General features: G+C 45.6%; 8 protein-coding genes. All 8 read right to left on the reverse strand.

All coding sequences use genetic code 11. From position 1 onward, the window contains the following. Positions 1–9: 9 nt before the first annotated feature. The 8 genes from R7F67_RS12335 to R7F67_RS12370 all read right to left on the reverse strand — a co-directional run bounded on the left by R7F67_RS12335 (position 10) and on the right by R7F67_RS12370 (position 12,336). Entirely contained in the window at positions 10–4,389 is a 4,380-nt protein-coding gene (locus R7F67_RS12335; protein WP_318057197.1) for an RHS repeat-associated core domain-containing protein, read from the reverse strand. 422 nt (positions 4,390–4,811) lie between these two features. Beyond that, complete coding sequence (locus tag R7F67_RS12340; RefSeq protein WP_318057198.1) at positions 4,812–5,228, reverse strand: hypothetical protein; 417 nt, start codon at positions 5,226–5,228, stop codon at positions 4,812–4,814. Further along, a complete protein-coding gene (locus R7F67_RS12345) occupies positions 5,212–6,264 on the reverse strand; it encodes a formate dehydrogenase subunit gamma (RefSeq protein WP_065274532.1) in 1,053 nt (350 codons plus the stop codon). The genes R7F67_RS12340 and R7F67_RS12345 overlap by 17 nt, the downstream gene beginning before the upstream one ends. A 14-nt stretch (positions 6,265–6,278) precedes the next feature. Continuing rightward, the gene (fdh3B, locus tag R7F67_RS12350; RefSeq protein ID WP_005377536.1) at positions 6,279–6,887 is read right to left on the reverse strand and encodes a formate dehydrogenase FDH3 subunit beta; all 609 of its coding nucleotides are present in this window, start codon (positions 6,885–6,887) and stop codon (positions 6,279–6,281) included. An 11-nt stretch (positions 6,888–6,898) separates the two neighbouring features. After that, positions 6,899–9,754, reverse strand: a complete 2,856-nt coding sequence (locus R7F67_RS12355) for a formate dehydrogenase subunit alpha (protein ID WP_005377539.1) — start codon at positions 9,752–9,754, stop codon at positions 6,899–6,901. A gap of 10 nt (positions 9,755–9,764) precedes the next feature. Continuing rightward, positions 9,765–9,965 (reverse strand): twin-arginine translocation signal domain-containing protein, encoded by a 201-nt coding sequence (locus R7F67_RS12360; protein ID WP_205390877.1) that lies wholly within the window; start codon positions 9,963–9,965, stop codon positions 9,765–9,767. A 73-nt stretch (positions 9,966–10,038) separates the two neighbouring features. After that, positions 10,039–10,665: a molecular chaperone gene (locus tag R7F67_RS12365; protein WP_017820684.1), complete on the reverse strand. Its 627-nt coding sequence runs from the start codon at positions 10,663–10,665 to the stop codon at positions 10,039–10,041. A gap of 9 nt (positions 10,666–10,674) precedes the next feature. Further along, entirely contained in the window at positions 10,675–12,336 is a 1,662-nt protein-coding gene (locus R7F67_RS12370) for a 4Fe-4S dicluster domain-containing protein (protein WP_318057199.1), read from the reverse strand. Positions 12,337–12,414 lie beyond the last annotated feature (78 nt).

Raw genomic sequence — 12,414 nt, forward strand, 5'->3', positions numbered from 1 at the left:
TTACTTCCCTTAACCTAATTCTTCGAGGCTAATATCAAACTCTTTTACATTCACTTTAGATACGCCATCTGAAGCATCAATTTCTGCTTGGGTATGTAAATACCTGACTGGAATATCATCTTGCACTGCTGATGTAATTTCGTCTGCAGCAGCTCTTTCTGTTGTACCAGCTTTTTGTTCAGACATTAATTTAACGATTTCCGCCGCATATTTGCTTGTCCCTTGTTGATATGCTTCATTGCCAATTTTACGGCTACCGAGCGAACTGCTGCCACCTTTAGCCTCAACAATTATAATTTCGCCTGGTGGTGGCTCTTCCACCTTGTAAACCATATCAAAGTCGCCCGGCTTCGAAATTGAGGTTCCAATATCTTTGGGATGAAGCAGCTTAGCATTAGGACGTTTACTCCGGACAAAGTCATCCGCGGCCAACTCACCTATTTTTGCAGACTGTTGGTTAATATTACCAATTTGAGCGTTATATCCCTCTTCGCCAGATCGAGCGTCCATTGCCTCTTGACGCTCTTTCAAGCATTCATCAATTTTTGCTTTGTTTCTTTCTGTTAGCTCATAATCACTCATATTGAGTTCTGAGTTTTCTTTATACTCTGCTTTATTCAGCACAAGATCTTCAGTGAAGATCGTGCAACCTTCCTCTCCACCAACTTTCTCTGAGTCAAAAACATGCGCATTTACAAACTCCTCAATCCCAACAACATACTGCACTTCGTGTCTGGTGCCATCTGAATGATTGATATGACGATAAAAAGTAATCTCGTTTCTCTCGCAATCAATATGGTCTAAATCGTATTCATATCGAATATGATTTTTACCTTTGGGTTTTCGGATTTTGACTTGCGATCGAACGCCATCTTCTCCGACGGATGACTCTTTTGCTGCTTCTAAAATCTGATCGCAAACCTCTTGGGGAACATCGCTTTGCGCCTGATACTCTGCCAACATTTGACCCAAGCGTTTTAGCCCTTCTTCACAAAGGAAACCTGTTGGATCAATCCACTGGATAGGGTTGACTGCATATTGGTAATGATTAATACCACCAGCAATAGATATCGGATCTTGTTGGATAAAACGTCCTAGTTTAGGATCGTAATACCGAGCGAGGTTGTAGTGTAAGTCGGTTTCTTGATCGAAGTACTGCCCTTGAAAACGCAGTGGATTTACTACTTTTTCAATATGTACATGAGCAAAGCCGTTAGCATCGTAGCTGGCACTCCATACAACATTCCCTTCGCAATCGATCAGTCGCTCTGGTTTACCAACTTGATCGCACTGGTACCAATAAATAACGTCATTTTCTAGCAGTGCCACTGGCGTGTAAGTTTCGGGTTGATATAGGTACCAACGGAAAGCACCTGAAGAGCGTTCACCAATTAAACGTTCACCTTCCCACAGGAACTCCGTAACGCCTTTTTGTGTAATTTTTTTCGTTCTGCGCCCTAATGCATCATATTCATATTGACTGATACCATCGTCGGTGTGAACTTCAATGAGCTGATTTAACGCATCAAATACGCGAGTCTGAACGTGTCCTTGCCCCTCACGTTTTGTCTGGTTTCCTTGCGCGTCATATTTGAACCTGACACCATCGTGTACTTCAATACGATCAGCGAATACCTCTGAAGTTGGCAAAGTAGGATTGCCAAAACTATCGTATTCAAATTTAGTCACATCTCCGGAAGCATTGACTCGTTTAAGTTGCCCTAAGGCATCGTACTGATAGTGTGTTGCTCCTGCCGTATTATCAATGATTGATGAAATACGGTTTTGCGCATTGTAAACGTACTTTTTCTCTCTATCTGGCCAATGCTGTTCAACCAAACGACCAACACCATCATAAATGATGCGCTCATTAAAATATGCCGTTTCAATTTGGGAAACTCGTCCCATTTCATCGTAATGAAATTTGATTTGAGGTAAATCTAGGTTTCCAAACCGAATCGCTGAAAAACGCCCATATCGATCATAAGAGAAGTTCAGCTCCGTATTATCTGGCAGTACCTGAGATACGCGTTGGCCAACTCTGTTAAACTCCTGCGTTATCTCAAACTGGCCTTGAATGCGCTTTGTTAAATGCCCGAATGAAGAGTATTGGTATTGCAATGTGTGATGGCGATTGGATGCGAAAGTAAGTCGCCCACCAAGCGTATAATTGAAGTGGTTCTCTACAATACTGCTACCATTTCCTGCTTTGACGTGCTTGAGATAACCCGCAGCGTCATAGCGATACAGCACCGTCCTATCGGCGACTTGCTTACGATGGATTCGCCCCATATGATCATAATCAAATTGGCTTTGTAGATTATCAAACCCGACAGTTCCTGACAGCTGGCCTTCATCGTCATACAGGAATTCGAACTCTAAGCCGTCACTCCGAACTAATTTAGTCAGGTTACGTTGTTGATCGTATTCGTAAGAAATATGGCTGCCATCGGGAAAGATGACTGCTTCTTGTTGCGCGAGTGCTCCCCATTGATACGAGGTAATGCCTGCTGGCGTTCGAATCTGAGCAACACGGCTGTGCTCATCGTAAGAATATTCTTCGCTATAACCGACTTTGTCTTCGTCGTTAAAATAACGAACTGATGTACGCCTGCCAAATTGATCATAAGCGAGTTGAGCAATACACCCATCGGGATAAGCAACGCCATTCACTAAATCTTCTTCATTGTAGCTATAACGAAGTAATGTACCGTCTATTTCATTCGCGATAAGTCTTTGTTGTTCATCCCACCACCACTGACTTTTCTTACCATCTTCAAACTCTTTTTTGACGACTTGACCGTGTTTATCGTAATCATATTCCGTGACACAGCCGAACTGATCGGTATCCCAAACTCTTTGACCGAGGCTATTGTAGTAAGCCTTCTCGATATCCCCGTCAGGTGAAACCGTTTTAACTAACTTACCTAAGCCGTCATAACCATATTGAATTTCTTTGCCAGAGGAATGAAACTTAGAAACTAATTGACCATGCTGATTATATTGATAATTGACCGTTGACTGATCAGGATAGATAGCTTGTGCTTTTCGTCCTAATTCATCATATTGCCATCGCCAAGTTCTACCTGTGGGGCTTATTTTCTCAAGTAGGTTACCCTGCTCGTCATGCAAGAAAGACCATTGATGATCTAACGAGTCAGAATAAGAAGAGTGATTTCCTTGATAATGGAAGCGATAGTCATAAATTCCTGCGTCCCCAACGTTTCTGATGCACTTCGCTTTTGCACCTTCGCCATCCCATTCAAAATAATGAGTAAAGCCAGTTGGTCGTACACGCTTAATAATTAAATGGCCGAGGTATTGATACTGTTCCTTTAGGCCCAAATGATTAGTTGCACTGACCAAATCATCGTGCTCATCATAGGTATAAGTTGTCAGAACTTTTTGGGACTTTGCATTAAGCAGTTCTACAAGGCGTCCTTGCTTATCATATTGACATTCAAGAACCGGACGCTTGTTATATGCGATCTCGATCAATCGATGGTTTCGAGAATACTGCAATTGAAACGTTGAAAACGTGCCATTTCTAACTTGTTTAACAAGCCAGCGATCATCTTTTTGCTCAAACCGATATTGATGCCCATTAGCGAGCGTTACAATCCGAGTTGCTGAATTTAGGAAATAACAGCTCGCACCAGCGTATATCTGGTAACTTGTTGCTCCAATATCTACTGGCTCAAATTCTGTGATATCGGCCTTATCGTCAACAAACTCCCAAGCGATAACATTGTCTTTCTCGTCCGTCTTTTCGCGTAATTCAAACTGAAATGCATGTCGCCAACCAAAGCCCATTCCATGATTTACATCCGACTGCGAAGAGCGGTAAGTACGCTGCCAAGTAGTACCTTGTTGTAGCTCGATATCATAGAGTTCGAGAATTTCTTCACCCGTCACAAGTGATACAGGATCACCGGCTTTCTCATGTTTTTCGCTGCTTTGTTGCTGAGGCTTGGCGGATGCGGCACTTCTGCCACTCTTTTTATTCGACTTCCCCTTTCCCTTCGATGGTTTTGCATTGACGGTATTTTGAGTCGGTGGAGGCGTAACCGCTGACGAGAGTGCGTAGTTTTCGCCGGTAGGTACAATTCGAGCGACATGCAAATCACCGTTCACCAAAGCATTGGCAAACGTTGAATTATAGTGTTGGGAAGTAAGCTCACCGTCAGGTATGTTTGGCTTGAATTGACCAATCGCATAGAACAAGTCCTCGACAGAGCGAAGGTCAAGCTCACCAAAGCTCTCAAGAAACTCTATTGCCTCTTGTTTGGTCACGAATGTTTTAGGTTCGCCGCTAGTAAGTAACTGACCTGAAAAGTGATAGCTTTCGCCAAAGCGATTCGTGATAGGAATGACGAATTGAGGGATCATAGCCGTAACGTGTTTGTCCTTTTCTTACCTTGCCGCATCATTTAATGCTCGTTTCGCTCTTTTTATTTGTGAGAGCAAGATGCCTTAATCAAACATCCTCCGATAGAGATTCCTCTGTATGCGTAGACTGAATGTATTGATGGCAATTTTCACGTATGCAACTCTTTGAGTTTCTGAGCGCAGCGTACTTTAACGGGACGATGAATCCTGAGTAAATGAACAATAGCGTGAGTGAGACTAATGTCTCATCGTGACGCGATTTTTTTACATGTTTCTTACTTAACTATGATTTCCTGCCCAGTTACGTAAATTCACTCAATAAGTTGCATCAAGTATCACCCCTGCGACTAAGCGCTTCATATTTGAGACAAAACAGCAACAAAAAACCGCCTATTACGGCGGTTTTGCTTAAAGAATACTGATTAAAGGTTTGGACCTGTCGATGGTCTGTGTGGTTGGTTATTGAGCAGTTGCTGCATCCCTTGAAACATTCGCATAAACCACACCAAGATGGCTAATGCAGCAAACACCATCCCTACCCAAGGAATAAAGTAAGCGATGGTTTCAAGCAAAGTACTATGCAACCAATAATCACTCACGCCAACGAGTACACCGTTAGAAGTCGCGACGGTGACGATCAACACAACAAAAAACGTCAGGTAGAGAAAGAAGGTGCGAATTAAACCGTAGTAATGAGAAATCACTACGTCGCTGTCTTCTCCCTTATCTAATCGGTAACCCGCATAGATAATTGCGATAACGCCTGAGATCAGAAACGTAAACGGGGTCAGACAGCTCAGGATGTACGCAACCCAAATCCCGTTATGAGGTTTGCTCATTCGCTTTCGCTCCTTTTACTTCCGTTTGTGCCGTATCTGTTTCACCCATCGCTTCTTTGGACTTCACTTCCTCATACCAAAGATCGTGATGCTCTTTCGCCCATGTTTCATCAACTTCACCTGTCACCATGCCTTCTAGCGCACCTTCCATTCCGAATAGACCAATATAGATGTGGAAGATAAAGCCACAGATTAGAATCAGCGCCGAAATCGCATGAACTAAGTTAGAAAGCTCCATGTCACGGCGAGTTTGGCCAAAGATAGGAAAGTCCAGAACTAAGCCACTCACTGCCGCGATAGCACCAAAGAAGATTAACAACCAATAGATTGCCTTCTCACCACCGTTTGAGAAACCAGCTGACGGATGTGTGCCTTTGTGTTTACCAACCATACCGCCCATTTTCATGAACCAACGAACATCAGTCATGTTTGGAATCGACTTGCGCCACCATTTAAAGAGCACGAGCATCAGCAAAATGAAGAACAATGGTCCCATGTAATTGTGGTACTGCTTCGCCAACATGACGATAAAGCCCCAGAACTCAGTAGGAACGTACGGTTTTAAGAAGTGCTTACCGTAAACCAGCATCAAACCACTGAATGCCAACGTTAAGAATGTAAACGCCATACTCCAGTGAAGCGCGCGGTCTAAACGAGACCAACGCTTCATCTTTTTACCAGTACGCGGCTTGCTAAGCATCAAAGGACCAACGAATACGTAAGCCATGATAACCATCGCGATACTGCCGAAAATCGCGACAGCACCAGCAGGAGACATCCATTTCTCTTTTAGAATGTACCAAGTCTCACCAGGTTTACTGATCAATACGCCATGTTCTGGCGATTGGGACGTGGTGTAGCCTTCTTGCCCCTCTCTGACTTCGCGCCAATAGTCTGCCCCGGCGAGTTGCGTGATCTCCTGTTGAATAACTTTAGAAGATTGTTCCTCTCCTGAAGCAGGCATTGCGAAAGTCAGCAGCAATGCCGTCATCATTGACAGCATTGCTAAAGATGCACGTTTAAGCGTGTTTAACATGTGCCTCTCCTTACTTAGCTTTTCGTCGCATCGTAAGAAAGATCGTTTCCGTCTGTCCAACCTGCGTTTTTCGCGCCGCGTTCTACCACACGTTGACGGAAAATGTCAGAGACTTTCTCTGCGTCACCCGCAAGCAGCGCTTTGGTTGAACAAAGCGATGCACACATCGGTAACTTGCCTTCTGCGATACGGTTCGCACCGTATTTTTGACGTTCTTCCTCAGAGCCAGGCTCTGTTTCTGGGCCGCCCGCGCAGAAAGTACATTTATCCATTTTGCCACGTTCACCAAACGCTTCTTGTTTAGGAAATTGAGGTGCGCCAAACGGACAAGCAAACAAACAGTAACCACAACCGATACACAGATCTTTATTGTGAAGAACGATGCCGTCTTCGGTATGTTCGAAACAGTCTGCTGGACAAACTGCCATACAAGGTGCATCGGTACAGTGCATACAAGCAACAGAGATAGAGTTTTCACCAGCTTCACCGTCGTTTAGTGTTACCACGCGACGACGTTGAATGCCCCATTCAAGCGCATCGTCGTTTTCGTTCTTACATGCAGTAACACAGCCGTTACACTCGATACAGCGCTTGGTGTCACATAGAAATTTCATTCGTGCCATTGTCAGACTCCTTACGCTTTACGAATGTTACATAGAGTTACTTTGGTTTCCTGCATCAAGGTAACCGGGTCGTAACCGTAAGTGGTTGCCGTGTTAGCCGATTCGCCAACAACGTAAGGCTGTGTACCTTCTGGGTATTTAGGACGTAGGTCTTCACCTTCGAACTTACCGCCAAAGTGGAACGGAATGAACGCCAAACCAGGTTTCACACGACGTGTTACCATCGCTTTCACCTTGATTCGTCCCTTCTCTGCACCTTCAACCCAAACATCATCACCATCTCTGAAGCCAAGATCGTTCGCGTCTTTCGGGTTCACTTCAACAAACATTTCTTGTTGAAGCTCGGCAAGCCAAGGGTTTGAACGCGTCTCTTCACCACCACCTTCGTATTCAACCAGACGGCCAGAAGTCAGAACGATTGGGTACTCGCCCGATTTGTCTTGTTCTTGAATGGATTTATACAACGTAGGTACACGGAAGATGGCATCTTTGTCTTCCCAAGTCGGGTAATCCGTTACAAGGTCACGACGTGGTGTGTAAAGTGGTTCACGATGCAGTGGCACACGGTCTGGGAACGTCCAAACAATCGCACGCGCTTTCGCGTTACCAAATGGAATACAACCGTGCTTTATCGCGACACGCTGAATACCGCCAGAAAGGTCAGTCTTCCAGTTTTTACCCTCTGCTGCCACTTTCTCTTCAGCAGTTAGATCGTCCCACCAACCAAGTTGTTTCAATAACTTGTCAGTGAACTCTGGGTAACCGTCTTTGATCTCACAGCCTTTCGAGTAACTGTCTTCAGCAAGTAGGCTCTTGCCTTCAAATTCCACACCAAAGCGCGTACGGAAGTTACCGCCACCTTCTGCAACCGTCTTAGACGTATCGTACAGAATGTGCGTGCCTGGGTGTTTCATTTCTGGTGTACCCCAACATGGCCAAGGTAGACCGTAGGTTTCACCGTTGACAGGGCCACCTTCCGCTTCCAATGTGGTTTTGTGGAACGTATGCCAGTTTTGTTGGTGCGCTTTCAAACGCTCTGGGCTTTGGCCTGTGTAACCAATCGTCCACATGCCTTTGTTGAATTCACGCGTTAGGTCTTCAATCACCGGCTGGTTGTTTTCAACACGGATGTTTTTGAACAGAAGATCGGAATAGCCCAGTTTCTTCGAAAGCAGGTACATGATTTCGTGGTCTGGTTTTGATTCAAACAAAGGTTCAATCACCTGATCACGCCATTGTAGAGAGCGGTTAGATGCGGTAACGCTGCCGTGTGTTTCAAACTGTGTTGTTGCAGGAAGCAGGTAAACGCCGTCGGTACGGTCGTTCATTACCGCAGCAACCGTTGGGTATGGGTCCACAATCACCATCATGTCCAACTTCTGCATCGCTTTTTTCATCTCAACACCACGTGTTTGAGAGTTCACTGCGTGTCCCCAGTAGAACATTGCACGGATGTTTTCGCGTTGACGAATGTTGTCTTTGTTTTCCAGTACACCATCAACCCAACGAGATACAGGAATACCTGCACTGTGCATTGGTTTCTGACCGCTATAAGCGTTGTCATCGAAACGACCTTTGATCCATTCGTAATCGATTTCCCACACTTTTGACCAATGACGCCAAGCGCCTTCAGAAAGGCCGTAGTAGCCCGGTAGCGTGTCAGAGAGCACGCCAAGGTCGGTTGCGCCTTGTACGTTATCGTGACCACGGAAGATGTTTGCACCGCCGCCTGATTTACCAATGTTTCCAAGCGCTAGCTCAAGCACACAGTAAGCACGTGTGTTGTTGTTACCAGTAGTATGCTGAGTACCACCCATACACCAAACAATACAGCCCGGGCGATTTTCAGAAAGCAGTTTTGCTGTTTGGTAAACGTCTTCTTCGCTTACGCCTGTTACGCGCTCAACTTCTGCTGGCGTCCATTTCGCCACTTCAGCACGGATCTCATCCATACCGAATACACGTTGACGGATGAACTCTTTATCTTCCCATTGGTTTTCGAAGATGTGCCACAACACACCCCAAATGAATGCTACGTCAGAACCAGGACGAAGTGAGACATAGTGATCCGATTTTGCTGCCGTACGTGTACGACGAGGATCCGCTACGACGATCTTACAGTTGTTCTTCTCTTTTGCGATCAGAATGTGCTGCATCGCTACTGGGTGTGCTTCAGCTGGGTTTGAACCAATGAATAGCATCGACTTACAGTTGTGCATGTCATTGAAAGAGTTGGTCATCGCACCGTAACCCCAAGTATTCGCTACACCCGCCACGGTTGTTGAGTGACAAATACGCGCTTGGTGGTCAACGTTGTTCGTACCCCAAAGTGATGCCATTTTTCGGAACAAATACGCTTGTTCGTTGCTGTGCTTTGCGCTTCCCAAGAAGTAAACCGAATCAGGGCCGGACTCTTTACGGATGTCCATCACCTTGTTACCGATTTCTTCGATCGCTTGATCCCAAGAAAGCTTTTTCCACTTACCGTTTTCAAGCTTCATTGGGTATTTAAGACGGCGCTCACCGTGACCATGTTCACGCAGTGCTGCGCCTTTTGCACAGTGACCACCGGCGTTAAATGGGTGGTCGAATGCAGGCTCTTGACCCGTCCAAACACCATTTTGAACTTCTGCGTAAATACCACAACCCACTGAACAGTGAGAACAGATAGTACGTTTTACTTCTGTTTTCGCTTCTGGATCGACTGATTTTGCTTGCGCTTTTTTCATCATTCCCGGTGCGAATAGACTAGCACCAACCACTGCACCACCAGCGGCAAGCGAAGTGTTTTTCATGAATGCACGACGAGATACGCCAAGCTGGTTCGTTTCTTTGCTCACACTGTCGGAGCGTTTGACAAGTTTCATCCGTTATCTCCTAAAGTGTGTCGTAGTAATCGCGAATGTGTTGTGTTTCACGATACCCTTTCTTCTTCACGTCTTTTTCAGGAGGCTCAACCGTTTCTGAAGCAACGGCCACTTTCGTGGTTCCCGCAACAACAGCACCAGCAACGGCAGCGGTTGTGAAGCCTTTTAGGAGATCCCTACGGCTTGTGTTTATTTCTTTATTATCTTTCATCATTGCTTCCTTACCTTACGGTAGATCTTTGGAGACTCATGCCTCTCTATCGATATGACCAAGTACTGCTCGATTACTCGTAATCAGTGACGTTTTTCACATCAATTTTTAATTTGTTCTTACTGCTTTTGGTGTTCACGCTAAAGCGGACTTGCTCTAACGTTAAAAATGCATCGCAAAGCTGTGCAGCTGGCTTGTAGAAGTTCACGCTTTCGGCGCTCTCTAGTTGGCGCGTAAAAGATTGGAACCAAGGGGCAATGTGTTTGTTAAACACCGCTTGTTGAAGTTCTTCCTCTTCACCTGTCAGCATTGCCATCACTTCGCACAGTGCAGAAATATGGTCTTCAGGCTCTTTCACGTTCTCTTCTCGTTCGATGCCTAAAAGATCCAAATCGCGACGAATTTCCGCTAACGGCTTTTCCATCATCGAGCCAGTACGATGCCAAGATCCGAATGGCACAACTTCACCACGTCCAATGCCAATAAACAGATCTTGATATTCTTCTTCTAACGCTTCTCGCTGCGCTTCGTTCGCGGCTTGTTGCAGTGCGAGCCAAGCTTTTTGCATCGCGCTCTCAGACGGCTCAATTTCTAGCGATTTCAGGAACGCCAGCATTTCATCACTAGGCGCACTACGAAAAAGTGCGGATAAAACGAGATAAATGTCTGTTCTCAGTGTTTGTTCTTGTTGTGTGTCCACTGCGAGCTCCTAGTATTTCAGTTGTTTCATTGGGTCTTCTGCCATCGACTCAAACATGTCGATCACACGGCAGTCTTCACACATCGCGATACGATTGATCGCCGCTTCATCAGAGAAATGAGAGTGACCGCGTAACTTGTTTTGTAGCATGTCGATCATAGACTGAGGTGCGAATGGCTTATGACAGCGAATACATTCCGCTGCTTTCTCTTCGTGAATCACAACCGCTTTTTGGCGCTCTTTTTTCACCCAGTTCATACGAGGCGTAAGCGTCAGCACTTTCTCTGGACACGCTTTCTCGCACAGCCCACATTGAATGCAGTCTTGCTCGACGAATTTAAGCGACGGAGATTGACCATCGGTATGAAGTGCACGTGTAGGACAAACTGCCACACAGCTCATACACAACGTACAATCTTTACTTTCACAAGAGACTGTGCCGTAAGGTGCGTTCGCTGGAAGTTCAACAATGTTCTCAACTGGAATACGTGATGCGGACAACGCATCCAAGGCCGTAAATAGACGCTGACGTTTGTTACCTTGCAAATCACCTAATGCCAAATCAAAAGACTCAGTACAAAGTGTCGGAGCACCTTCACGTAGTGACTCTAGATACAGAATGTCGATGGTTTCTTTGGCGATACCAAGCTGACCGAGCAGCTCTTGAGCAATACCTACTTCGCTATTAAGCACACGAATAATGGTTTGAGGCATAAAACGTGAAGCCGCAAACAGCACCTGAGTAGCACCATTCACAAGCGCGGCGAACCAAGTATCAATACCAACCGAAGGCAGTTCTTCCACCACAATTGGAATCACATTATCTGGCAGTGCTTTTAGTGCCATCACGTTGTAGCTCTCGTGGCGAGAACTACAAATCAATACGATAGGATCTAAACCACCCGCTTGCTCATAGTTGGCGAGCGTACGTTCAATAAACTTTTGCGTATCTTCAGGGTTTGGCAGTGCGTAATGAATCGCTTCTGTCGGACACGCTGTAGCACAAGTACCCACACCTTGACATAGGTATGGGTTGATCTCGATGCGATGGCCCGTTCTGTCGCTGCCTTCACTCGATAGTGCCCCTGCCGGACAAGCATCCACACACCGTTCGCAACCTTTTACGCCACGAGAGCTGTGTGCACATAAATCGGTATCTAAACGGAAGAATTTCGGTTTATCGAACGTCCCCATTAAGGTTGGAATCTCTTCCAACGCTTCAGCCAGTTTCGGATAGCCACGACCTACTGGGTAGTAGCCCGGTACTGGGACTTCTTCCGACATGCAGCTGTTAAGGCAAAGATCGAGTACGATATCGAAACAATCGCTATTGGTCGCGACCTTGGCAAGGTTGTTGGTCAAACCATGATTTTCAATCAGAACTTCAAACGTACCTAAGAACCCTGAAACCTGAACCGAATTGGCGTAATAAAGCTCGGGATTTGTGCCCTTTTCGCCATCGGTAGAAAGCAGCGTTAGGCTGTTCATTTGCGACAATTGCGCTGCCGCACTTTCGATGATTGCTGTTGGGCCCACAATCAAAGTATTACCGCCGCTTTCATAGCTTACGGTTGGTGGAATAAGATTGGTCAACTCTACGGTATTTTCGAAAGCGTACAGCCTCGCTTTACCGTTATTGGAAGTTGCTTGTTCTAATAATTGTTTCAGCATTGCTCAATTCCATTTATGAACATGGATAGTCTTTTCCATCTCTTAGTGTAGTTAGCGCCGGAGATTCTGCTGATTAAC

Source organism: Vibrio sp. YT-17 (assembly GCF_033337375.1).
GTDB lineage: Bacteria > Pseudomonadota > Gammaproteobacteria > Enterobacterales > Vibrionaceae > Vibrio > Vibrio alginolyticus.